The sequence below is a fragment of the Yersinia sp. LJYL362 genome, assembly GCF_048323875.1.
The window spans coordinates 1-23,434 of the sequence record NZ_JBLWEX010000260.1; the positions used below are offsets into that span (position 1 = coordinate 1).

The following is a 23,434-nucleotide window of genomic DNA, read 5'->3' on the forward strand; positions in this document are numbered from 1 at the left end:
TGATTTTCTTTAGGCGCGGTAAAGATGACAAGTTCCCGGCACCTGCGGTAGAGCCAGTTATCACTAACAATATCGTGCTAAAAAAACTGCGTGTGGCGTTTGAATTGAAAGACACCGATATGCATGACGTTTTCAACGCGGTCGAATTCCCCGTCTCCAAACCGGAGTTAAATGCATTGTTCCGTAAAGAAGGCAGCAAAAACTTCCGCCCATGTGGTGATCAGGTATTGCGCTATTTCCTTAAGGGTTTGACATTACGTATCCGCGGTCCTAAAAAATAGAAATAATCATATCGATATAAAAATCGGATATTGATTACCTGGAAAATAACAGGAGTGGCAATTTGCTATTCCTGTTTTTCGATAATTTACGCGATAACATTACTCTATTTTAAATAAGCCCATCTCAGTTAGATTTCCCCTATCGCTTTTCTCCTCGTGTTGCACTATATGTGTTCGTCTGTTGCGCATTAATGGTGCAGATAATGAGATTATATATCAGGCTATCTGGCCGAAATACTTAAAATATTCAATTAAATTATTAAGATATAAAACTGGCATGGCGATTGCGCAGAGTCATTCAATCTTGTTTGTTTTACTCAACGACCAGAGGTTAATGCTATGCAATATCGTCACTTAATTAAGGTTTTTGCACTTTCAGCTTCGGTTGTCAGCCTGGGTGTGGCTTTTGGCACACTGGCCGCTGATACTATTAAAGTGGGTATTTTGCACTCGTTGTCCGGCACGATGGCTATTTCTGAAACTCCTCTGAAAGATATGGCGTTAATGAGTATTGATGATATCAATGCTCACGGTGGAGTATTAGGTAAACAACTTGAACCAGTTATTGTTGACCCTGCATCTAACTGGCCGTTATTTGCCGAAAAAGCAAGGCAATTATTAACACAAGATAAAGTCGCGGTTGTTTTCGGTGCCTGGACTTCGGTTTCTCGTAAATCAGTTTTGCCGGTATTTGAAGAGCTCAATGGCTTACTGTTTTACCCAGTACAGTATGAAGGTGAGGAGATGTCACCGAACGTTTTCTACACCGGTGCTGCACCAAACCAGCAAGCTATCCCCGCCGTGGAATATTTATTGAGTGCGGATGGGGGGGCGGCGAAGCGCTTTATTCTATTAGGTACTGATTATGTTTATCCGCGAACAACCAATAAAATTTTGCGGGCGTTCCTGCACAGTAAAGGTATTCAGGATAAAGACATTGACGAGGTTTATACCCCGTTCGGCTATAGCGATTACCAAACGATCGTGAGCAATATTAAAAAATTCTCAGCTGATGGCAAAACTGCGGTTATCTCTACCATCAATGGTGATTCGAATGTTCCTTTCTACAAAGAACTTGCCAATCAGGGCATTAAAGCCACTGATGTTCCTGTCATTGCTTTCTCCGTGGGTGAAGAAGAACTTCGGGGTATTGATACTAAACCACTCGTGGGTAATCTCGCGGCGTGGAACTACTTCCAATCGGTAGATAATCCGACTAACAAAAAGTTTGTCGGGCAATGGAAAGCTTATGCCAAAGCTCACAAGTTACCGAATGCTGATACCGCAGTGACTAATGATCCGATGGAAGCCACCTGGGTTGGCATGCATATGTGGGCGCAGGCGGTGGAGAAAGCCAAATCAACCGATGTGGATAAAGTGCGCGCGGCAATGGCTGGGCAAACTTATCCGGCACCATCCGGTTTTACCTTAACCATGGATAAGACTAATCACCATTTACATAAGCCTGTGATGATTGGCGAAATCGAAGCGGATGGGCAGTTCAATGTGGTGTGGCAGACGGATGCCCCTATCCGCGCTCAGCCGTGGAGCCCATTTATCGCCGGAAATGACAAAAAACCGGACCATCCAGTGAAAAGTACCCAGTAGCGGTGATTCTTCGGAGTCAGTCAGATGTTGCTGTCTCCGGCTTCTTTTTGCCACATATCCGTGATGAGTGGGCCTATGAAATCGTTAATTCCTATTTGGGGTAGAACGGCCAATGATTTGCTTAGGGCGATGCTGTGCCTGTTATGGGGGGTGTCAGCGTTCGCAACGGCAGGGCCCGCTCATGATTTTGCTGCGGCTAATCGTTCACAACAAGCCACGATGTTGCAACAATGGGCGACAGAACCGGATGCGAGCAGGTTGCCATTACTGCAAGCACTGAGGCAAGAAAGTTTAGTGATTGATGGTGCCGGGCAGGCTTTTGTCCAGAATCATCAGGTTTTCACTCCTCTGGAAGGTCAATTACAACCCACCGGCGTACCCAAGAAAATCTGGCTCAACAACCGGCTACGTATTCTGATTGCCAATGCTTTGGCGGCTCAACGACTAGTCAGTGACGATGTATCTGTGCGTTTAAACGCCGCACAGGAATTACAGCAGCAGGCGCAAAGTGATCAATTACCGCTCCTCAATCAACGTTTGAAACTAGAAACGGACAGCAAAGTTAAAGAAGCACTGAGCATTGCGCTGGCTAATTTACAACTGACTGACAGCAACCCGCAAACACGGCTAAATGCCGTACAACTATTAGGGCAATCAGGTTCACCGCAGACTCAATCACGGCTGCAAAGCTTAACTGATGCCAACGTTGAGCCCGATGCACAGGTCCGTGCGGCGGCGGTCAGCAGTTTAAAGCAGGTACAAAACCGATTGATGATAGGGGATGTGATCGGGCAGGTATTTAGTGGGTTGTCGCTGGGATCTATCTTACTGTTGGCGGCGCTGGGATTAGCCATCACTTATGGGTTATTGGGTGTTATCAATATGGCCCATGGCGAGATGCTGATGCTGGGAGCTTACTCCGCTTATTTGGTGCAATCCCTGTTTCAACAACTTGCTCCACATTGGTTGGCACTCTATCCCTTGGTGGCCTTGCCGGTTGCTTTCTTTATTACCGCCGGTATAGGTATGGCCTTAGAGCGAACTGTGATTCGGCATCTGTACGGCCGCCCACTAGAAACTCTGCTGGCAACCTGGGGGATCAGTTTGATGCTTATCCAGGGAGTCCGGATGATTTTTGGCGCGCAAAATTTGGAAGTGGCTAACCCTGCCTGGTTATCGGGTGGGGTACAACTTTTACCGAATCTGGTTCTGCCGTGGAATCGGATTGCCGTTATCGCTTTCGTTGTGATTGTTTTGCTACTCACTTGGTTATTGCTGAATAAAACGCGCCTTGGATTGCAGGTGCGAGCAGTGACACAAAACCGTGCAATGGCGGCGTGTTGCGGCGTAGCAACCGGGAAAGTCGATATGTTGGCTTTTGGATTAGGGTCTGGCATTGCCGGCTTAGGGGGCGTTGCGCTATCGCAGCTTGGAAATGTCGGCCCGGAATTAGGGCAGGGTTATATCATCGACTCTTTCCTGGTGGTGGTGCTTGGCGGGGTTGGGCAATTAGCCGGCAGTGTTGTTGCCGCCTTGGGGCTGGGCATGCTGAATAAAATTCTGGAACCGCAGATTGGCGCAGTGCTAGGCAAGATATTGATTTTAGTGCTGATCATTTTGTTTATTCAAAAACGACCGCAAGGTCTGTTTGCCCTCAAGGGCAGGGTGAGTGACTAATGAATCAACCTTTGGCGATAACCTTGGCGAAGAAAGCCCCAACCCTTAGTCTGTCATTAGCAGGTATAGTCACTATTTTACTGATTATTCTTCCTTTTTTGGCCTTATTACCTGCGGATAACCCACTGGCTATCTCGACATATACTTTAACTGTTGTGGGTAAGATTCTGTGTTATGCGGTGGTTGCCATCGCACTGGATCTGGTGTGGGGATATGCCGGATTATTGTCTCTCGGCCATGGCCTATTCTTTGCCCTTGGGGGGTATGCCATGGGAATGTACCTCATGCGGCAAGCGGCCGGTGATGGTTTGCCCGCATTCATGTCTTTTCTCTCATGGTCTGAGTTGCCATGGTTTTGGAGTGGCAGCCAATATTTTGTTTGGGCGCTGTGTTTGATTGTGGTGGTGCCCGGTGTACTGGCGTTTATTTTTGGTTACTTTGCTTTTCGCTCCAAAATAAAAGGTGTCTACTTTTCCATTATGACTCAGGCATTAACCTACGCTGGAATGCTGCTGTTTTTCCGCAATGAAACCGGTTTTGGTGGCAACAATGGTTTTACCGGTTTTACAACTATTCTGGGTTTTCCGGTATCAGCAACCTCGACGCGCATTGCCTTATTTCTGGCGACACTTGTGCTGCTTATTGCCAGTTTAGCTCTTGGGTTTGCCGTGGCACGGACCAAATTTGGCCGGATACTGACCGCAGTACGCGATGCTGAAAACCGCCTAACATTCTGTGGCTATGATCCTAAAGGTTTCAAGCTGTTTATCTGGACATTATCAGCCGTGTTGTGTGCTCTGGCGGGTGCGCTATATGTGCCGCAGGTTGGCATTATCAACCCCAGTGAAATGTCACCGACTAACTCCATTGAAGCTGCAATTTGGGTTGCGTTAGGTGGGCGCGGCACGCTGATCGGCCCAGTGCTGGGGGCTGGTATTGTCAATGGTGCAAAAAGCTGGTTCACCATGGCCATGCCCGAATATTGGCAATTCTTCCTCGGATTGATCTTCATTTTGGTGACCTTGTTCTTACCTAAGGGCGTTATTGGCTTACTGAGAAGAGGGAAAGACCAATGAGTCGGTTTCAAATTACAGAACAACTGATTTACCCTGAAATTATTGCTCAAGAACCCGGAGCGTTACAGCATGCTGCGGATAAGTACCGTCAGCAGCGGGACCCGGTACTGACTCTGGAAGATATCAACGTCAGTTTTGATGGTTTCCATGTTTTGAGAAACCTTTCACTGCAAATCGGCGTTGGTGAACTGCGTTGTATTATTGGCCCAAACGGTGCGGGTAAAACAACGCTGATGGATGTCATTACCGGTAAAACCCGCCCGCAGAGCGGCAAGATGATGTACGACCAACACCACGACCTCTCTGTTATGAATACGATTGAAATTGCTCAAGCGGGTATTGGGCGAAAATTCCAAAAACCGACAGTATTTGAAGCGTTGAGTGTGTTTGAAAATCTTGAACTGGCCCAAAAAAATACCAAAACTGTATGGGCCAGTTTGCGCGCTAAGTTAAACAGTGAACAGCGAGATCAAATTGATGAAACGTTAACTATGCTGCGCCTAAGTAATATGCGTCAGCGGCCTGCAGGTCTGTTATCTCATGGGCAGAAACAGTTTCTTGAGATCGGCATGTTATTAGTACAGGACCCACATTTACTGTTGTTGGATGAGCCAGCCGCTGGGATGACGGATGCGGAAACGGCTTATACCGCTGAGCTGTTTAATCAATTGGCAGGAAAGCATTCATTGATGGTGGTGGAGCACGACATGGGGTTTGTGGAGACCATTGCCGACCATGTCACTGTATTGCACCAAGGGCAAGTGTTAGCAGAGGGGACATTGGCCGAGGTGCAGGCCAATGAGCAGGTGATCGAGGTGTATTTAGGGCGCTGAACCGCTCTGACTCTGCATTGCCTCCCCTCTCATTTGGGTTGGCCAAACTTCGGGGGATCGCGCCTTGATCCACAGTGGTTGCGCCGCTTTCTTGTCATATCTCGTTATCTGGGTATTTAAGGGGAAAATATGCTGCAAGTGAATGAACTTGATCAATATTATGGTGGAAGCCATATCCTGCGCGGCTTGTCATTCGAGGCCGCTATAGGTGAGGTAACCTGCTTATTGGGCCGTAATGGTGTGGGTAAAACAACATTACTGAAATGCCTGATGGGGCTAGTACCAGCCAAGAACGGCACTATCACTTGGGAGGGGAAAGATATTCGTTATCAGTCACCTCATCAGCGAGTCAAAGGGGGGATTGCCTATGTACCACAAGGGCGGGAAATTTTCCCCCGATTAACAGTAGAAGAGAATATCCTGTTAGGCCTTTCCCGTTTTTCCGGTTCACAAAGTCAGATTGTGCCAGAACATATTTATCAACTTTTCCCCGTTTTGCAGGAAATGAAACAGCGCCGTGGTGGTGATCTATCCGGGGGCCAGCAGCAGCAACTGGCTATTGGGCGAGCGCTGGCTTGCCAACCTCGTTTGCTCATTCTTGATGAACCTACAGAAGGCATTCAGCCCTCGGTTATTAAGGAAATCGGGTTAGTTATCAAGAAACTGGCCGCCCAAGGAGATATGGCTATTTTGCTGGTTGAGCAATTCTATGATTTTGCCGCGGAACTGGCGGACCGCTATTTGGTGATGTCCCGCGGCAAGATTATTCAGCGAGGTCACGGCACTAATATGGAGCTTGACGGTGTCCGGAGCCTGGTCGCTATTTGAGTCATTTTATGGCAGTTGAGTGCTATCGATTGGGAGTGAATCAGAAGCGCCCCATTCGGCCCAAGAACCGTCATACAGTGACACTGACGGTGCATTAACCGCGGCTAATCCCAGAGCAACTACTGCAGCTGTAACACCTGAGCCACAGCTGGCAATAATGGGTTTGGTTAAATCCACCCCCTGGGCAGTAAAAATAGTTTCCAGTTCTTGTGGCGATTTCAGGTTGCCATTCTCAACCATGCTCCCCCAAGGCACATTAATACTGCCGGGAATACGACCAAGGTGCAGACCGGGGCGGGGTTCTGGCTCCTGAGCCTTAAATCTACCTGCTGGGCGAGCATCTAAAATTTGTATTTCATTGTTTTCAAGTGCGGCTAAAACCTCATTAACATTTTTGACGGCGGTGCGATTGAATATTGCAGTGAAACTTTGAGGTGTTGGGGATGTTGGGCCGCTCTCTAATGCAAAACCTGCCTGTTGCCACCCACTAAAACCACCGGCCAGTAGATATACGTTTTTGGCACCGAAGATACGCAATGTCCACCAAACCCGTGGGGCTGAAAATAGGTTGCCATCATCATAAATGACTAAGGTATGCTGCTCACTGACCCCTAATTGGCCGACCATCTCACTGAATGCTTGTGGAGATGGCAACATATGAGGCAAATCGGTGCTGTTATCTGCAATTGCATCAATATCAAAGTAAACAGCTCCGGGAATATGCCCTTGCTCAAACTCGGCCTGAATATCTCTTTTAGGGATTAATCCTGGCGGTGACATTCTGGCATCCAGAATAACGATGTTGGCATCATCAATATGTTCTGCCAGCCATTGTGGTGTAACCAAAAAAGATGAATTCATAGCAAATTACCTGTCGAAATTAGAAAGAAGCCGCTTAGTTGAGTGCTTCATCGTAGTGTTCACTATATAACGAAATCATCGTATTGAAACCCAGAGTTGTCAGCAATGCATATTGCTCCGCAATTTTTAAATTTATAGTTTCATTTGTTCCATAAAAAGAATGAATAATTCATTTGTTGGTTTTTATGATTTCTTTTTGTGAGCTTAGTGGCTTGGTTTACTACTTGTTAATGCAAAATTTCATCGCACAGAGAAGATTAAATGAGTTGCTTCGCAAAAAAGGTTTTTCATTCCGATTTGACCTTGAGTATGAAATTTTAATTTCGTATAACCGTTGACAAGTAGAGGCTCTTCGTAGGGCCTTAATCCTAAATAAGCGGGGGGAATAGAATGCAAAAGGTTCGAATTGGCCTTATTGGTACTGGTTATATTGGTCGCTGTCATGCTATTGCTTATGCGCAGGTTGCGACTGTTTTTCCTTTAAAGGGTTTGCCTGTATTAGAAATGCTGGCAGAGGTCACACCTGAGTTGGCTCAAAAACGAGCTGAAGAATTTGGTTTTTCCAGATCGACTGCAAATTGGCAAGAATTGGTCTGCGACCCCGCTATTGATGTCGTAGATATTTGTGCGCCAAATTTCTTACACAAAGAAATGGCTCTCGCGGCAATAAGCCATGGTAAGCATGTTTATTCCGAAAAACCGCTGGCTCTTAATGCCGCAGATGCCAAAGAAATGGCCGAGGCAGCTCGTGCTAAAGGAGTGAAAACGCTGGTAGGGTTCAACTATATGAAGAATCCAACTAGCCAGTTAGCACGGGAGATCATTGCCAACGGCGAGATTGGCGATATCGTGCATTTTTATGGCACTCATAATGAAGATTATCTGGCAGACCCGCAAACACCACTGGATTGGCACTGTACTAAGGCGCAGGCAGGGCTAGGAGCATTAGGCGATTTAGCCGCACATATTGTCAATATGGCCCATTATTTGGTGGGCGATATCACCAAGGTCTGTGGTGATATGCAGACGGTCATTAAACAGCGACCTGATCCCAAAGATCCCTCATTATTACGTACGGTAGAAAATGAAGATCAGGCAAGTGCACTGGTGCGTTTTGCCAATGGAGCAATGGGAACCATAGAGACTTCACGTATTGCCTGTGGCCGTAAAATGGGCTTGACCTATGTGGTCACGGGAACCAAAGGCACGATCAGTTATTCCCAAGAACGAATGGCTGAATTGCAGTTCTATCGTCATGATGAACCCCAGTCCAGACAAGGGTTTAAAACACTACTTACAGGGCCATTACACCCCGACTACGCGGCATTTTGTGTGAGTGCCGGGCATGGTATTGGATTTAACGACCAAAAAACGGTTGAGATCCGTGATTTGATTAACGGAGTTGCTGCTGATTCTCGTATGTGGCCGGATTTCGAAGAAGGGTGGAAAGTCTCCAGAGTACTTGATGCTATTGCGACTTCAGCAGAGGAGTTGCGCTGGGTTAATGTAGTTGAAAATTGATGTGGGCGGCAATCACTCGACGATTTTCGACCTGGGTCATATCAAAACAAAAGGCGATTATAACATTCTCAGATTTACATAGTATTTTAAGTTAGTTAGCAGCAGGGATCATTAAGCTGATACTGGCGGGAATTATGCCAAGTATGAGCCCTCAATATGCCTGCTGCTGATACCAAATCTAATTACCGTGAAGCCGGGGCCGCTTATTACCTTAGTGAGCAACAACGGGAGCGGATAAAACGATTGTCTCGCTCTTGGGTATGGCGGCTGGAATTGCCTACCTGGATATTGATTGGGGTTATTTATACCGGTTGGTTTGCCTGTGTTATTTATTGGCAGCAATTAGGTGCAGTGCTGGGAAGCGTACTGCTAATATTACTTACCGCGTGGTATATGTCGCTACAACATGAACTGATTCATGGTCATCCAACTCGCTGGCGGTGTGTAAATCAGCTGTTAGGCACTTTGCCACTGGCAGTATGGTACCCCTATGGTCTTTATCGTGACTCCCATATTCAACACCATAAAGATGAGCATCTGACTCATCCTGAAAAAGATCCTGAGTGCTATTATTACACCGCAAAACAATGGCAACATTTTCCCATATTATTCAAGGGTATAGTTCGTATTAGCAATACTTTTACCGGTCGATTAATTTTGGGCCCCGGGTTAGATATTGTCGCCACCATTCGCAGTGCCATCCGTGCTTTCATTGCCGGTGATCGTCCGGCCATGACAATGTGGTTGATTCATTTGGGTTTACTGGGCTTATTGTTTTACTGGATGGCGGGTTATGGTATTTCAGCTATTTTCTATATTTTGGTGGTTAGCTATCCAGCGCTGAGTCTGACCAAAGTCAGATCCTTTTTTGAGCATCGCGCGGCCGAAAACAGTGCAGCTCGCTCTACCCTGAATGAGGCGGGATGGCCATGGCGTCTACTCTTTTTAAACCTCAATTATCATCTGGTTCACCACGACTTGCCGGCTTTACCTTGGTATGGATTACGCCAGATTTATCTGGAAAGTCGGGTTCAATATCAGCATCGCAGCGAGCAGTTTGTGGTGAATGGCTATAATGAATGGCTTGAAGCATTTGTTTTTACAGCCTTGGAGATAGAAATTCATCCCTTTTATGATAGTGAAAATAAAGCGCCAACTGAGGAAAGGCTATCGGCTGTAATTGACAGTGCAGATGGGCATACCGAGTCAGTCTAAAGTGACTTATCAAAGTGAAAACGACAGTCTCGGGAACCGGCAAAACCGTAGGTATTGTTTTCATTTATCTGCATTATACTGTTGTTATATACAGCTTATTGTGTAATCTTAGCAGTCATTCTTGTCATGAAAAGGCGTTTAAATACTTAGCTATCATACTGTTATACATAGAAATGAAGGGCCTGACAGCTTAGTCTGACTTGAATAATATATTTAATATCAATTGGTTATTTAGTTTATTTTCGACTAAATCTAATATGGTTGCTGATTTGTTAATGGTTTTGGTTTTTATGCCTTGCTGACATGGGTATTTCACCGACATTAACGAATGAACTTTCATTAACCCTTGAGCACATAGAGGTAAAGCATGGCAAAGACCCTAACCCGTAGCCGGATTTTTGCGTTAGCCACAGTAATGTTGGCTGTATCAGGTGGTGCGTCACAGGCTGCTGATACTGTCCGTGTAGGCTCAAAAATTGATACTGAAGGCTCATTGTTGGGCAATATTATTGTGCAGGTTCTTGATGCTAACGGGATTAAAACAACCAATAAATCTCAGTTGGGCACCACCAAAGTGGTGCGTGGAGCGATAACTGCTGGTGAGATTGATATTTACCCTGAATACACGGGTAATGGTGCTTTTTTCTTCTCTGATGAAAAAGATCCTGCCTGGAAAGATGCGAAAGCAGGGTATGAAAAAGTAAAAGTACTGGATTATGAGAAGAATAAGCTGGTGTGGCTTTCACCCGCACCAGCGAACAATACCTGGACCATTGCTGTTCGCCAAGATCTAGCTAATGCTAATAACTTGAAAACGTTAGATGATTTAGGTCAATGGATTAATGCGGGTGGCAAATTCAAATTGGCGGCTTCAGCTGAATTTATTGAAAGACCTGATGCCCTGCCTGCTTTCCAACACGCTTATGGCTTCAAATTGAACCAAGATCAACTCTTATCATTGGCGGGTGGTGACACTGCGGTAACAATTAAAGCCGCCGCCGAACAAACCTCGGGAGTGAATGCCGCTATGGCGTATGGCACCGATGGTCCTGTCGCGGCATTAGGGCTGCAAACATTGGAAGATACCAAAGGTGTACAACCTATCTATGCGCCAACCCCCATAATCCGCGAAGCTACATTGAAAGCGCATCCCAATATTCCTGCTTTACTCGATCCCGTATTTGCCACCCTTGATAGTGCGACCTTACAAAAACTGAATGCCCGTATTGCAGTTGAAGGTCAGGATGCCAAGAAAGTGGCGGCCAATTACCTGAAAGAAAAAGGGTTTGTGAAAGGATAGTCATGTGTATTAGGGAGGGGCTATAGGCATCAATATGTATAACCCCTCCAATAAACGGATAATTCATGGTTTCGTTCAGGATTATCTGTCATGGAGATGGATTTTTATGGCTGCAAAAAACCGAGTCCTGTTGGCGCTGGTTATTTTGATGATTGTATCAGGGGGCGGGCTTTCTTTTGTCAGTCATGCACCCAATCGGTTGATATCAGGGCAGGGAATCTCATTAATATCGTTGATAACAGGGCCAGTTTGGTGGTTGTCAGTGCCGATATTGATACTGACTAGCTTCGCTTTCTTTAAACAAACTATTGTGCTGTATTGGTCAACGGCCTTGGTAGCCGAAGTGCTGTTGTTCGGTTTGTTGTTACTGGCGGGTACAACCGCTACACAACTTGCTGGTGGCGAAGAGAGCCTCGCTCGCACATCACTTGGCGGTGGATTTTGGCTGATGAGCGGAATGAGCATTTTGATTGCTATCGATAGCTTGTCTCGTGCGGTGGTTAATCCTATCTGGCGCAGCATGGCTCATGTTTTACTGATTCTTCCTGTCGTCATATTGTTGGCTACTGGGCAACTCGATCAACTGTCATTGCTGAAAGAGTACTTCAATCGTCAAGACGTGTTTGATGACGCATTGTGGCAACACCTTCAAATCCTATTCGCAACGTTAGTGCCCGCAGTGCTTCTGGGTATTCCCCTTGGCCTGATTTGCTTTCGCTCTATTCGCTTTCAAAGCGCTATTTTCTCAACATTAAATATTATTCAAACTATTCCATCCATTGCTTTGTTTGGTCTGCTGATTGCACCTTTGGCGGGGTTGGCTGCGGCTATTCCCTGGCTGGCAGAGCATGGAGTGAGTGGTATCGGGTTAGCGCCAGCGATAGTCGCACTGGTACTTTATGCTTTATTGCCGCTAGTCCGTAATGTAGTTGCCGGATTAGAGGCTGTACCTGACAGTGTTGTTGAATCGGCACGAGGAATGGGAATGACCCGCAGTCAGTTGTTCTTTCAGGTGCAGATACCCATTGCCATGCCACTTATTGTATCCGGAGTTCGGATTATTGCAGTGCAAACTGTCGGGTTGGCTGTTGTTGCCGCGTTGATTGGTGCGGGGGGATTGGGCGCGATTGTATTTCAAGGTTTGCTCAGCAGTGCATTGGATTTGGTGCTGTTGGGGGTCATTCCCGTGATAGTTATGGCGGTAGTAGTTGATTCGCTGTTTAAATTCATCGTTATTTTTATGGATACTTCGCATCGATGATTCATTTCCATCAGGTAAGTAAATATTTTGCCGGTAAACGGGCAGTAGATAACCTAACGTTACAAATCGCGAAAGGGGAATTTACTGTATTGATCGGTACCTCGGGTTCCGGTAAGTCGACCACACTAAAAATGATTAACCGACTTATTGAACATGATGAAGGGGAAATCCATTTTGCCGGGGAAGAAATTCGTAATTATAAACCTGAAGATATACGCCGTCGTATGGGTTATGCCATCCAATCAATCGGGTTATTTCCCCATTGGACTGTGGAGCGCAATATTGGCACCGTACCACAATTACTCAAATGGTCGCAGGAGCGTATTCGACAACGGGTGGTTGAATTGCTTGAGTTATTGCATCTGGACCCTGCACAATTTCTTCACCGCTACCCTCATCAATTATCAGGCGGGCAGCAACAAAGGGTCGGTGTTGCCCGAGCTTTGGCCGCCGATCCAGAAGTATTGCTGATGGACGAACCGTTTGGGGCATTAGATCCAGTGACACGTTCGGCATTGCAGTTCGAAATTACCCGTATTCATCAATTATCGGGTCGGACTATTGTGTTGGTTACCCATGATATAGATGAAGCTTTAAGTTTGGCTGATCGTATAGTGTTGATGGATGGTGGCCGCGTTATTCAACAAGGGACACCTCTGGAGATGTTGACTCAACCCGCGAATGACTTTGTTCGTGATTTCTTTGGTCGCAGTGATTTGGGGATTAAGTTGTTGTCCCTTGGGCGGGCCGAACAACGTGTCAGACGCGGTGAAACAATGGTAGGGCAACCCATACTCGGTACGACTAGCTTGCGTGAAGCACTCTCCCTCTTTGTGTCGCGCCAGACCGATAAATTACGGGTTGTTGACGAACATGGGCAACCATTGGGGGTGCTTTACTTTGCTGATTTGATTGCGGATGCGGATATGGAGCGATGATGAAACCGACTGTCGTCAAGATTCGTGGGGAGAAAAAGCACCTGATTGAGAAGCTTAAATCAGGGTTACTGTGCGGGTTAACCGACCCTCTTTGTTGGGCATTGCTCTTATTGGCAAGTCTGGTTTTTGGTATGACTTCCTTGGGCGGCGTTTTCTCGGCGTTATTCCCTGATCTCGACAGACCCATATATGTGCAAGACACATTTTGGTCACTGGTGGTTGCCCATGTTTTCCTGGTGCTAATTTCCAGCATTATCGCTGTTTTGATTGGCGTGAGCGCCGGTGTTGCCGTCACGCGTCCTGCGGGGAAAGAGTTTCGTTCGGTGGTCGAAACTATTGTCGCGATGGGGCAGACATTCCCTCCTGTGGCGGTGCTTGCTATTGCCGTGCCGGTGATGGGTTTTAGCGAAAAACCTGCCATCATTGCTTTAGTACTTTATGGTTTATTACCTATTTTACAAGGCGCTATCACCGGTATTGAGTCGGTTTCCAAGGATATCCGTGAGGTTGCTGAAGGAGTAGGAATGAATGCCAGACAGATCTTGTGGCGCGTGGAGTTACCGTTGGCTGCACCGGTTATTGTCGCGGGGATCCGAACGTCAGTCATTATCAATATTGGTACTGCTGCTATTGCTTCCACGGTAGGGACGAAAACCCTGGGCTCGCCGATTATTATCGGGCTGAGTGGTTTTAATACCGCTTATGTTATCCAGGGCGCGATTGTCGTCGCTCTATTAGCGATTATTACGGATATGATTTTTACCCGTTGGAGTCGACGTTTATCGCGCTGGCGGGAATTGCAGTCTCTTTCTGCAGCAAAAGATCACTGATACTTCGGTTTTTACTGTTCTTCTTAAGTAGGTGCTAATGTTGATTTCACTGCCGATGTACGGGGTTAGGCCACGGCAAGATGTGCAACCTTTTTGGCAATTATTATTGCAGCAATTGCACCACCATGGCGTCACCGCAGTCCCCGAACAATTATGTTGGCCCTCAGATTTATTGCAACATTGGCGTGATCCTAAACTGCTTTTGAGTCAGACATGTGGTTTTCCTCTGGTGACTTTACTACAACAGCAAGTTCAGTTGGTTGGCGCATTCAGCTATCAATCACCTTATTGCTCAGGGGAGTATTACCGCAGTTTAGTGGTGGTCCGTGCAGATGAAGAAGGGCTGCAGCTTTCTGACTTTCGCTCTCGTGTCGTTGCATTCAACAGCACAGACTCCCAGTCAGGATATAATGCTTTACGTGCTTTGATTGCCCCACTGGCGGTGAATGGGCGTTTCTTTTCGCGCAGTGTTGCATCGGGAAGTCACTATCGCTCAATTGAAATGATTCAACAGCGGCAAGCAGATATTGCCGCGATAGATTGCGTGAGTTTGGCATTATTACAACGTGATAACCCATCAGCTGTTGTCGGGATAAAAATTATAGCGCAAACCAATATTGCCCCGGGGCTGCCATTGATTACCTCATTAGCAACATCCAAAGAGCAGCTCATCAAGATACGTCAGGCTATCACAGCCACAATTAACTCTCCGCAGGCAATTTTTGCTAAGGACAAGTTATTAATCAAAGGATTTAGCATATTGCCCAGGTCAGCCTATGATGTGATTAAGCAGATGGAAAAAAAAACCGCGACACTGGGCGTAATCCGGCTTTAATACCTGCAATAGCGAAGCCCCGATGGCCAACACACCCGATGACCAGCACAATTGGTGGGCCATCAGCGGTGTTATATCAGCGTAATGGCCACCTTTATAATCAATGGTGACTCATGCAACAAGATGATATTTCGGAAATCACTATGTCTGGCGAATATATCAGTGATGACGGTGAAATTGCCCGGCGTTGGGCGTTGGCAGGGCTGGGGATTGCCAATAAAGCCGCTATTGATGTGATAGCGGATATTCGTGCAGGGAGCTTGGTTCAGGTGTTACCGGACTGGCAGGGCGAAATGTTACCCTTCAATCTATTATGCCCCCACCGCTCACAGGTGTCTGAACGGGTCAGGGGCTTGCAGATTTTTTGCAGCAGCGATGCCGCGAATGGATGGGGGCTTACGGTGATTCCTGACCGTTGTTGGACAAGCCCGCAGGGCCAATATCAGACAATGGGCTGGACTCGGTAGTTTCAGTTTCATGTGGGGTCGTTGAACGGGTATAAATGTTCAGCCCAGCCAGAAAAACGCCACCTAATGAACTCAGAGCCATAACCGCAATCAGGATAATGAGTGCTTTTCTCAGCATAATTATTTTCACTTTTTATCTAAACAGCGTGAATTATAGCCCGTTCGCTAAATGAAACAACCATGTTGCATTCTCAGAGATTAACGAGATTTAAACAGAAATTTCCCCAGCGTCACTAATACCACAGCAGAAACAATGACGGCTAACGCGCACCATTCCGTGGTAGATAGACTTTCACCAGCAAAACCAATGCCTAACAATACTGCAACTACCGGATTTACATAGGCATAGCTGGTTGCAACAGCGGGGCGGACATTTTTCAGCAAGAACATGTAAGCACTGATAGCCAGCATGGAACCAAAAACAATCAAATACAGTAGTGAGAGTATCCCTCCCATCGAGGGCATTTGATTGAGTTCTTCGCCGCTCAATGCGCTGGCAAGCAACAGAACAACGCCCGCAACCAGCATTTGTGCCGCACCGGACATCGGCCCACTGGGTAACGCCAGTCGTGAACTCCAGACCGAACCAAATGCCCAGCTGGCAGACGCCAGTAATATCAGCATTGCTCCCAGTGGATTGCCTAATAGGTTGCTGCCGGTATTGAGTAATATAATGCCGGCCAGGCCAAGTGCAATGCCTGACCATTCCAGTTTAGTATTACGCATTCCCCATAACATACTGAAACACAAAGTGAATAATGGAACGGTCGCGACCATGACGGCAGCAATACCGGAGGGGACATGCTGGTGTTCTGCAATGGTGACCAACCCATTACCAATCGCTAATAATAAAATACCAATTGCGCTGGCACCCATCCATTGGCGCAAAGTGGGCAGGGCATGGCCGCGAATAGCCAGGAAGCTGAACAGTAAGACTCCGGCAATCAGGTAGCGTAATCCCGCCATCATCAACGGTGGCCAGCTTTCGACCCCGATTCGGATGACCAGATAAGTAGAACCCCAGACGAAGTATAAGGTGAACAGTGAACCGACCAGCAACCACAGATTACGGCTATTTTGCTTCAGCATAGTTATTCAATAGGAAAGAACAGTAAAACAGAGATGTATCAGTAAACATGAGAATAGTGATTGTTACCAAAGGTTTTTATTATTTTTTTACGTTTTAATTTTTCATCTAAAATTTTCGTTAAAACAGTGGGTTATTCTTATGGTTAACAACAGCTGGGTTAATAAGCAGTGACAAAAGCTACGCTTCTCAAGAAAGCAAAAATTGCTTCAGGCATGATGCATAAAATCAGATAGCTCAACTGGGCCTATATGACAATTATCAGACAAGGTGAGTGATTTATGGGAGTAATACGTTTGCCAATGGGGAGTCAGATTAGGATGGGTATCACTCATCTAACGCGTGTTTATTGCGTCTTGCTGGCACTGTTTATGATGCCAGTTGCTACAGCGGCACAGCATGAATATGCTTTTTTATCTGCCAGCGCATTACAGCATAACCAACGGGTTATCGCGCAAAATAACGAGAAAGAGCGAGAGCAGATACCTGTGGCAACCCAGCAGGCTTATCGTCAGTTATTGCAGCAAGCGGACAAAGTGCTGAAACAACCTAACCCCAGTGTCATGGATAAAAATAGAGTTCCGCCCAGTGGTTCTAAGCATGATTATCTGAGTCTTAGTGCGTATTGGTGGCCAGACAGCCAAAAAAATGACGGCTTACCTTGGATACGCAAAGATGGGCAGATTAATCCTGCCAGTAAAAATGAGGACAGTGATGGCGTACGTTTGGCTGATTTTACGGCGAAGGTACAGGCATTGACGCTGGCTTGGTATTTTTCCGGGGAACAGAAATATGCGGATAAAGCCATTAGCCTTATTAGAACCTGGTTTATTGACCCGGATACTCGTATGAATCCTAACCTGGATTTTGCTCAGGGTGTGCCGGGAATCGCTGCAGGGCGCGGAACAGGGGTCTTGGATGGACGTTATTTTGCCACTCGTATTGTCGATTCGTTGATAATATTACAACAAAACAGACACTGGACTGAGCAGGATGAAAAGCAAATTCGGCAGTGGATGACAGAGTATCTACAGTGGTTACGCTACAGTGCAGCAGGTAAAAAAGAAGCTGCTGCGCAGAATAATCACGGCAATTGGTATGCGGTACAAGTGGCGGGGATCGCTTGGTATTTGCAACAACCAGCAGTCGTGGCTGAGATGGCGGAGTTGCTGAAAACTAAACTGAATAGCCAATTAGCGGCAGATGGCTCGCAACCGTTGGAATTGGCACGAACACGTTCATTCCATTACAGTTATTTCAGTTTACAGGCAGGTATACTGATGGCCTTATTGGCGGATAAAGTTCAAGTCTCTCTGTGGCATTACCAAACGCCGAATGGCAGCAGTTTGATTAAAGCGCTTGATTTTATGGCTCCTTTTTCTATTGAACAGAGCCAATGGCCCTATCGTAGCCTTGACCATATTGGTGTACGGCTAATCCCTCTGATGGTTCAGGCAGACAAGGCGCTGGGTGAAAATCGCTATCAACAATGGATTAAGCAAGCTCATTTCTCCGATAAGGTGGGCAAGGCAGAGCAGAAGCGAAAAGGTGCAGTAACTGAAGCATTACGTGACATCGGATTATTATCTGTTCCTGTTAATAAATGATGATTGATAAATAAAAAACCGGGAGTGACCTCCCGGCAAAATGTGATGACGCATATAAAATAAATTCACAAAACATTCAAATAATGAGGGTAATGCTTACATACTCTAAATAATTCGAGCTGCATGAAGGCGGCAACTGAGCGAGTCCCCAGGAGCTTACATAAGTAAGTGACTGGGGTGAACGAAAGCAGCCAACGCATATGCAGTTTGAAGTATGACGAGTATTAATAACGATTAGAACTGATAGACCAGACCAACCGCAACAACGTTATCTGTATTCAGTTTCAGTTTATTATCATTGCTGAGTTGGTTGATTTTATAATCAACATAGGTAGACATATTTTTATTGAAGTAATAGTAAGCACCGATATCAACATATTTAACTAAATCGGCATCACCAATCCCTTCGATATCCTTCCCTTTAGACTGAATATAAGCCAAAGAAGGTTTTAATCCGAAATCAAACAGGTATTGCGCAACTAATTCAACGTTTTGTGTTTTATTAGCAAAACCACTGACGCTGGTTGAGACATTATTAATAACCGCGGTGCCGGAAATAGGTGTCATATTACGTGTTTCGGCGTAAGTTGCACCTAAGTAAACACCGTTATCGTCATATTTCAGACCGGTTGTCCAGGCATCAGCTTTATCGCCTTTACCAAATCGACCTTCTTTCTGTGCGGTGGTGCGGTTAGATGAGGCATAGGCCGCACCTACACTAACACCTGCGCCAATTTCATAGCTGGAAGATAAACCAAAGCCGTCACCATTCTGTTTAGTCGCATCTGCACGACCATTGGTATTGTCAGTTTCACTGCCATTCTTACCCTGATATTGCAGGGAGAACTTCAGGCCATCAACCAGACCGAAGAAATCAGTGTTGCGGTAAGTAGCAACACCTGTCGTACGGCCAGTCATAAAGTTGTCGGTTCGGGTGTAGCTGTCATTACCGAATTCTGGCAACATATCGGTCCAGGCAGCAATGTCATATAATACGCCGTAGTTACGGCCATAATCGATTGAGCCTAATTTCCCATAACGTAAACCTGCAAATGCTAAACGTGTTTTGTTATCTTTTGTTTCTTGGCTTTCAGCATAGTTAGCGGCAATGTTATATTCCCATTGGCCGTAACCGGTCAATTGGTCAGTAATTTGAGTCGCACCTTTAAAACCAAAACGGACGTAAGATTTGTCGCCATCACTTTTATTATTATCAGAGAAGTAATGCAACGCTTTTACTTTTCCGTATAAATCAAGCTTGTTACCATCTTTATTATAGATTTCTGCTGCGTGTGACGTGGTGGCAACTAATAAAGCCGGTACCAGGATTGCCAGAATATTACGTTTCATATTTTTGCCCTGTTTCTCTTATTTGAAAAGACGCGAGTAGTAAAATTTTTTTGCTGTATCCAATATCTATCTGAATTCATCCAGCGCAGAATTTTTACCGCATCTGTGTGATACATTTATGACAAAACATAAATAACTGCATTATTGCGTAAATATTGTTCATTTTTATTTTCACTAAACTGGCACTTCATCTATACCCAAAATAATTCGAGTAGCGAACGTAGCCAACGCACATGCAGCTTGAAGTATGACGGGTATAGCCCTTTCGGGCTGACGTGAGCGCTGCGGTGTGGGACAATAGGGCAACACTCAGTTTAGATAAGATATGCATGGCGTTGTCCCCAGCAGTAAAAGAACAAATTAGTCAGTGGTATAAGGCTCTTTCACAGCAGATCCCGGACTTTATTTCCCGTGCGCCGCAGCGCCAGATGATAGCCGAAGTGGCGAAAACCCTGGCGGGCGATGCAGGCCGTCATTTGGCTATTGAGGCCCCGACCGGTGTCGGCAAAACCCTGTCTTATCTGATTCCCGGCATTGCTGTGAGCCGAGCAGAAAGTAAGCCGCTGGTGGTCAGTACCGCCAATGTGGCGTTACAGGATCAGATTTACAGTAAAGATTTGCCGCTGTTGAAGAAGATTATTCCCGACCTCAAATTCACCGGTGCCTTTGGGCGTGGGCGGTATGTTTGTCCGCGTAATCTGGCGGCGATGTGCACCGATGTCTCCGGGCAAGGGGATTTATCGCTTTTTCTCGGTGATGAACTGGCTCCCGCTAATGGTGAAGAGCAGGCCACGTGCCTGGCGTTGTCTAAGTCATTGAACAGCCATGTTTGGGACGGATTACGCGACCATCATCAGCAATCACTTAGTGACAGTTTGTGGGCTAAATTAAGCACCGATAAGGTCAACTGTCTTGGCCGAAATTGCCATTATTTTCGTGAATGCCCGTTTTTTATTGCCCGCAAGGAAATTGAGAGTGCTGATGTTGTGGTCGCTAACCATGCATTAGTCATGGCAGCACTGGAAACTGAATCCGTGTTGCCCAATCCCAAAGAGCTGCTGCTGGTGTTGGATGAGGGCCATCATTTGCCAGATGTCGCCCGTGATGCACTCGAGATTGAAGGTGAAATCACCGCCGTTTTTGCCAATATGCAATTGGATATGATTGTTCGATTGGTAGATCAATGCATGGTGCAATATCGGCCTAAAAACCCTCCCGGTTTAGCTAATCCCGAACGTTTAAAAGACCACTGCGAGCAACTGCGTGAGCTGATGTTGAGTGTCGAGCAGCAAGTTAGCCAACTGCTGCCAGCCGATGGCAGTCCGGCGGTACATCGTTTCGAAATGGGCGAGTTACCCGGAAGTTTGACGGAAGATTGCGCCAAATTATTCAAATTGACGGATGCTTTACGTGGTTTGGCTGAGTTTATTCTTAATGATTTAAGCGAACAAACGGGTAAGCACGATATCGTGCGGTTACATCGTGCCATTTTGCAAATGAGCCGGACATTGGGTTATCTGGAGGCCATGAGCAAACTTTGGCGCTTGGCCGCCATGGAAAAAGCATCGAATGCGCCAATTTCCAAGTGGATTAGCCGGGATTATCGTGAGAACCAAACTCATCTCTATTTTCACTGTGTGGGAATACGCGTTAGCGATCAATTGGATAAAATGCTGTGGCGTAAAGTGCCACACGTCATTGTCACGTCGGCAACGTTGCGCTCACTGAATAGTTTTGCTCGTTTGCAGGAACTCAGCGGCTTGAGTGAGAAGGCCGGAGACCGATTTGAAACCTTGTCATCGCCGTTTAATCATATTGAGCAAGGGAAGCTGATTATTCCCAAAATGCGCTTTGAGCCAACAATGGCCCATGAGGCCGAACATCTGGCTGAAATGGCGCAATTCTTCCGCGCGCAACACGCCAGCGGGCGGCATAAGGGCATGTTGATCCTATTTAGCAGCCACCGGGCGATGCAAACTTTTCTCAGCCATGTCACTGATCTGCGTTTGATGCTGTTAGTTCAGGGGGATCAACCCCGCTATCGGCTAGTAGAAGAGCACCGTAAGCGGGTGAAAAAGGGCATCGCCAGTGTATTGATAGGTTTGCAATCCTTTGCTGAAGGATTGGATTTGAAAGGTGAATTATTGACTCAGGTTCATATTCACAAAATCGCATTTCCCCCTATTGATAGCCCGGTTATTCTGACCGAAGGTGAATGGCTTAAGTCATTGAATCGCTATCCGTTTGAGGTGCAAAGTTTGCCAAGCGCTTCGTTCAACTTGATTCAGCAGGTTGGGCGTTTGATTCGCAGTAACCAATGCCATGGCGAAATTGTTATTTATGACCGGCGTTTATTAACCAAGGGTTATGGTTCGCGATTGTTGGCAGCGTTACCTGTTTTCCCTATTGAGCAGCCCGAGATGCCGGAGGGCAAAGTTGTTACGACTCCTATGGTGAAGGCGGCTGCTAAGGCCTCAGGGAAGAAAGCACGAAGAAAACGAACAGCCTTATAGTGGTTGCGAAGCTGGTTTGGTTATGAAGCGGAGCGAGTGATTGTTCTGATTGATAATTAGCCAGCTTATATTTCGATTTTACTTAAATTTCATGGCAAATCTCATTCCTCAAATTAATGATTTCTGAAAAAAACCATTTGATCTGAAATCTTTTCTGATAGGCATAAATCCAGTGACTAAGCTTATATCAGCCGCTGGTAAGCTGACTCTAACAAGTCAAGCCTGGCAGTACCTCCGGTGAAAATTGCTGGTTATTGGTTAGCGGCAATGCTAACTGCTATCGACATATTTGGCGGGCAGAGGTAGATCAGAATGAAACAGCTAATGGCAGAGTTTATTGGCACTTTCTGGCTGGTGTTAGGCGGGTGTGGCAGTGCAGTATTGGCGGCAATGTTCCCGGTGGCGGGTATCGGATTTCTCGGTGTGGCGTTGGCATTCGGGCTGACTGTTGTCACGATGGCTTATGCATTAGGGCATGTCTCTGGTGCACATTTTAACCCTGCGGTGTCGCTTGGTTTATGGGTCGGAGGCCGTTTTTCTGGCGCGCAATTGGTTCCTTATATCATTGCACAAGTACTGGGTGGGCTAGCCGGGGCGGCGATTTTGTATTTAATCGCCAGTGGCAAGGCCGGTTTCGATGTGACTGCCGGATTCGCCAGTAACGGCTTTGGCGTCCGCTCACCGGGGGGGTATAGTTTACAAGCGGTATTAGTTGCCGAAGTGATTTTAACTATGGGGTTCGTGATGGTGATTATGGGGGCGACGGATATACGTTCTCCGGCAGTAGCCGCTCCACTGGCGATCGGTCTGTGTCTGACACTGATTCACTTAATCAGCATTCCAGTCGATAACACTTCAGTTAATCCAGCCCGCAGCACCGGGGTAGCCATTTTTGCCGGTGGAATTGCATTACAGCAGTTATGGGTATTTTGGTTAGCACCTTTAGTCGGCGGAGCATTAGGTGGAGCTATCTACCGTGTGTTGTTTAGCCCACCGGAAGAGTTGAGTAATAGATAGAGATATACAGGTCACTGCGGTGCTTCACCCTCAGTAGTGGCCTGTTTCCCCCGCAAACTGACCGCTATTAACTCCGTTAGTGATATTGTTACCCCAGCTTTTATCCCCCACTTAACCTGATAACTATTTCGGGCATATCCATCCCTATCGATGATAAAGTTTCAGTAATATGTATTTTCTAAACATTGATTGGGGAAATGCTGCACCATGGATTACAGCAAAATTATCAAAGAGATTGGGCGCGGTAAAAATCATGCCCGCGATTTGGATCAGGATACCGCCTGTGAACTGTATAAAGCCATGTTGGCCGGACAAGTACCGGCGCTGGA

Annotated in this window: 21 protein-coding genes and 1 pseudogene; 18 read left to right on the plus strand and 4 right to left on the minus strand. The window is 46.4% G+C overall.

Annotation, left to right across the window (positions count from 1 at the left end; translation table 11 throughout):
• The 6 genes from ACNSO8_RS15620 to urtE form a co-directional block, all read left to right on the plus strand.
• The coding region (locus tag ACNSO8_RS15620; RefSeq protein WP_418395158.1) for a DUF1456 family protein at positions 1–281 on the plus strand (281 nt) is incomplete at its 5' end.
• 339 nt (positions 282–620) lie between these two features.
• A complete protein-coding gene (urtA, locus tag ACNSO8_RS15625; protein WP_418395159.1) occupies positions 621–1,889 on the plus strand; it encodes an urea ABC transporter substrate-binding protein in 1,269 nt (422 codons plus the stop codon).
• 75 nt (positions 1,890–1,964) lie between these two features.
• Complete coding sequence (urtB, locus tag ACNSO8_RS15630; protein ID WP_418395160.1) at positions 1,965–3,566, plus strand: urea ABC transporter permease subunit UrtB; 1,602 nt, start codon at positions 1,965–1,967, stop codon at positions 3,564–3,566.
• The gene (gene urtC, locus ACNSO8_RS15635) at positions 3,566–4,642 is read left to right on the plus strand and encodes an urea ABC transporter permease subunit UrtC (RefSeq protein WP_418395161.1); all 1,077 of its coding nucleotides are present in this window, start codon (positions 3,566–3,568) and stop codon (positions 4,640–4,642) included. The genes urtB and urtC overlap by 1 nt, the downstream gene beginning before the upstream one ends.
• Positions 4,639–5,475, plus strand: coding sequence for an urea ABC transporter ATP-binding protein UrtD (gene urtD / locus ACNSO8_RS15640; RefSeq protein WP_418395162.1), 837 nt, complete (start codon positions 4,639–4,641; stop codon positions 5,473–5,475). Before urtC ends, urtD begins: the two co-directional genes overlap by 4 nt.
• Before the next feature lie 129 nt (positions 5,476–5,604).
• On the plus strand, positions 5,605–6,303 hold the full coding sequence (gene urtE, locus ACNSO8_RS15645) for an urea ABC transporter ATP-binding subunit UrtE (protein ID WP_418395163.1): 699 nt from the start codon (positions 5,605–5,607) through the stop codon (positions 6,301–6,303).
• Positions 6,304–6,309: 6 nt separating this feature from the next.
• On the opposite strand, the gene sseA is transcribed toward urtE, so the two are convergent.
• Positions 6,310–7,164 (minus strand): 3-mercaptopyruvate sulfurtransferase, encoded by an 855-nt coding sequence (gene sseA / locus ACNSO8_RS15650; protein WP_418395164.1) that lies wholly within the window; start codon positions 7,162–7,164, stop codon positions 6,310–6,312.
• A 390-nt stretch (positions 7,165–7,554) separates the two neighbouring features.
• Between sseA and ACNSO8_RS15655 the strand changes: the two genes are divergently transcribed.
• The 8 genes from ACNSO8_RS15655 to ACNSO8_RS15690 all read left to right on the plus strand — a co-directional run bounded on the left by ACNSO8_RS15655 (position 7,555) and on the right by ACNSO8_RS15690 (position 15,531).
• Positions 7,555–8,685: a Gfo/Idh/MocA family protein gene (locus ACNSO8_RS15655; RefSeq protein WP_418395165.1), complete on the plus strand. Its 1,131-nt coding sequence runs from the start codon at positions 7,555–7,557 to the stop codon at positions 8,683–8,685.
• Between the two features lie 156 nt (positions 8,686–8,841).
• Positions 8,842–9,900, plus strand: coding sequence for a fatty acid desaturase (locus tag ACNSO8_RS15660; RefSeq protein WP_418395166.1), 1,059 nt, complete (start codon positions 8,842–8,844; stop codon positions 9,898–9,900).
• A gap of 367 nt (positions 9,901–10,267) precedes the next feature.
• Positions 10,268–11,200 (plus strand): ABC transporter substrate-binding protein, encoded by a 933-nt coding sequence (locus tag ACNSO8_RS15665; protein ID WP_418395167.1) that lies wholly within the window; start codon positions 10,268–10,270, stop codon positions 11,198–11,200.
• A 106-nt stretch (positions 11,201–11,306) separates the two neighbouring features.
• The gene (locus ACNSO8_RS15670) at positions 11,307–12,461 is read left to right on the plus strand and encodes an ABC transporter permease (RefSeq protein WP_418395168.1); all 1,155 of its coding nucleotides are present in this window, start codon (positions 11,307–11,309) and stop codon (positions 12,459–12,461) included.
• Positions 12,458–13,399 (plus strand): ABC transporter ATP-binding protein, encoded by a 942-nt coding sequence (locus tag ACNSO8_RS15675; protein ID WP_418395169.1) that lies wholly within the window; start codon positions 12,458–12,460, stop codon positions 13,397–13,399. Before ACNSO8_RS15670 ends, ACNSO8_RS15675 begins: the two co-directional genes overlap by 4 nt.
• A 131-nt stretch (positions 13,400–13,530) precedes the next feature.
• The gene (locus ACNSO8_RS15680) at positions 13,531–14,229 is read left to right on the plus strand and encodes an ABC transporter permease (protein ID WP_418395176.1); all 699 of its coding nucleotides are present in this window, start codon (positions 13,531–13,533) and stop codon (positions 14,227–14,229) included.
• 55 nt (positions 14,230–14,284) lie between these two features.
• Entirely contained in the window at positions 14,285–15,064 is a 780-nt protein-coding gene (locus ACNSO8_RS15685; RefSeq protein ID WP_418395177.1) for a phosphate/phosphite/phosphonate ABC transporter substrate-binding protein, read from the plus strand.
• Positions 15,065–15,177: 113 nt separating this feature from the next.
• Positions 15,178–15,531 carry a LysR substrate-binding domain-containing protein gene (locus ACNSO8_RS15690; protein ID WP_418395170.1) on the plus strand — a complete coding sequence of 118 codons (354 nt, stop codon included), beginning with the start codon at positions 15,178–15,180 and terminating at the stop codon, positions 15,529–15,531.
• On the opposite strand, the gene ACNSO8_RS15695 is transcribed toward ACNSO8_RS15690, so the two are convergent.
• Positions 15,461–15,649, minus strand: a complete 189-nt coding sequence (locus tag ACNSO8_RS15695; protein WP_025377722.1) for a hypothetical protein — start codon at positions 15,647–15,649, stop codon at positions 15,461–15,463. The genes ACNSO8_RS15690 and ACNSO8_RS15695 overlap by 71 nt on opposite strands.
• Before the next feature lie 80 nt (positions 15,650–15,729).
• Positions 15,730–16,620, minus strand: a complete 891-nt coding sequence (yedA, locus tag ACNSO8_RS15700) for a drug/metabolite exporter YedA (protein ID WP_418395171.1) — start codon at positions 16,618–16,620, stop codon at positions 15,730–15,732.
• A 279-nt stretch (positions 16,621–16,899) separates the two neighbouring features.
• On the opposite strand from yedA, the gene ACNSO8_RS15705 reads away from it, so the two are divergent.
• Entirely contained in the window at positions 16,900–18,225 is a 1,326-nt protein-coding gene (locus ACNSO8_RS15705; RefSeq protein ID WP_418395172.1) for an alginate lyase family protein, read from the plus strand.
• 234 nt (positions 18,226–18,459) lie between these two features.
• On the opposite strand, the gene ompF2 is transcribed toward ACNSO8_RS15705, so the two are convergent.
• The gene (gene ompF2 / locus ACNSO8_RS15710) at positions 18,460–19,575 is read right to left on the minus strand and encodes a porin OmpF2 (protein WP_418395173.1); all 1,116 of its coding nucleotides are present in this window, start codon (positions 19,573–19,575) and stop codon (positions 18,460–18,462) included.
• Positions 19,576–19,904: 329 nt separating this feature from the next.
• On the opposite strand from ompF2, the gene dinG reads away from it, so the two are divergent.
• The 3 genes and pseudogenes from dinG to ACNSO8_RS15725 all read left to right on the plus strand — a co-directional run.
• The gene (gene dinG, locus ACNSO8_RS15715; RefSeq protein WP_418395174.1) at positions 19,905–22,088 is read left to right on the plus strand and encodes an ATP-dependent DNA helicase DinG; all 2,184 of its coding nucleotides are present in this window, start codon (positions 19,905–19,907) and stop codon (positions 22,086–22,088) included.
• Positions 22,089–22,400: 312 nt separating this feature from the next.
• Positions 22,401–23,105: an aquaporin Z gene (aqpZ, locus tag ACNSO8_RS15720; RefSeq protein WP_418395175.1), complete on the plus strand. Its 705-nt coding sequence runs from the start codon at positions 22,401–22,403 to the stop codon at positions 23,103–23,105.
• A 207-nt stretch (positions 23,106–23,312) separates the two neighbouring features.
• A pseudogene (locus ACNSO8_RS15725) lies at positions 23,313–23,434 on the plus strand (DNA-binding protein YbiB); the annotation flags it as partial.

Bases quoted from the DNA above. Each gene is read 5' to 3' on its own strand.
- urtA (WP_418395159.1), top strand. From the start codon at position 621: ATGCAATATCGTCACTTAATTAAGGTTTTTGCACTTTCAGCTTCGGTT.
- urtB (WP_418395160.1), top strand. From the start codon at position 1,965: ATGAAATCGTTAATTCCTATTTGGGGTAGAACGGCCAATGATTTGCTT.
- urtC (WP_418395161.1), top strand. From the start codon at position 3,566: ATGAATCAACCTTTGGCGATAACCTTGGCGAAGAAAGCCCCAACCCTT.
- urtD (WP_418395162.1), top strand. From the start codon at position 4,639: ATGAGTCGGTTTCAAATTACAGAACAACTGATTTACCCTGAAATTATT.
- urtE (WP_418395163.1), top strand. From the start codon at position 5,605: ATGCTGCAAGTGAATGAACTTGATCAATATTATGGTGGAAGCCATATC.
- sseA (WP_418395164.1), bottom strand. From the start codon at position 7,164: ATGAATTCATCTTTTTTGGTTACACCACAATGGCTGGCAGAACATATT.
- ACNSO8_RS15655 (WP_418395165.1), top strand. From the start codon at position 7,555: ATGCAAAAGGTTCGAATTGGCCTTATTGGTACTGGTTATATTGGTCGC.
- ACNSO8_RS15660 (WP_418395166.1), top strand. From the start codon at position 8,842: ATGCCTGCTGCTGATACCAAATCTAATTACCGTGAAGCCGGGGCCGCT.
- ACNSO8_RS15665 (WP_418395167.1), top strand. From the start codon at position 10,268: ATGGCAAAGACCCTAACCCGTAGCCGGATTTTTGCGTTAGCCACAGTA.
- ACNSO8_RS15670 (WP_418395168.1), top strand. From the start codon at position 11,307: ATGGCTGCAAAAAACCGAGTCCTGTTGGCGCTGGTTATTTTGATGATT.
- ACNSO8_RS15675 (WP_418395169.1), top strand. From the start codon at position 12,458: ATGATTCATTTCCATCAGGTAAGTAAATATTTTGCCGGTAAACGGGCA.
- ACNSO8_RS15680 (WP_418395176.1), top strand. From the start codon at position 13,531: ATGACTTCCTTGGGCGGCGTTTTCTCGGCGTTATTCCCTGATCTCGAC.
- ACNSO8_RS15685 (WP_418395177.1), top strand. From the start codon at position 14,285: ATGTACGGGGTTAGGCCACGGCAAGATGTGCAACCTTTTTGGCAATTA.
- ACNSO8_RS15690 (WP_418395170.1), top strand. From the start codon at position 15,178: ATGCAACAAGATGATATTTCGGAAATCACTATGTCTGGCGAATATATC.
- ACNSO8_RS15695 (WP_025377722.1), bottom strand. From the start codon at position 15,649: ATGCTGAGAAAAGCACTCATTATCCTGATTGCGGTTATGGCTCTGAGT.
- yedA (WP_418395171.1), bottom strand. From the start codon at position 16,620: ATGCTGAAGCAAAATAGCCGTAATCTGTGGTTGCTGGTCGGTTCACTG.
- ACNSO8_RS15705 (WP_418395172.1), top strand. From the start codon at position 16,900: ATGGGAGTAATACGTTTGCCAATGGGGAGTCAGATTAGGATGGGTATC.
- ompF2 (WP_418395173.1), bottom strand. From the start codon at position 19,575: ATGAAACGTAATATTCTGGCAATCCTGGTACCGGCTTTATTAGTTGCC.
- dinG (WP_418395174.1), top strand. From the start codon at position 19,905: ATGGCGTTGTCCCCAGCAGTAAAAGAACAAATTAGTCAGTGGTATAAG.
- aqpZ (WP_418395175.1), top strand. From the start codon at position 22,401: ATGAAACAGCTAATGGCAGAGTTTATTGGCACTTTCTGGCTGGTGTTA.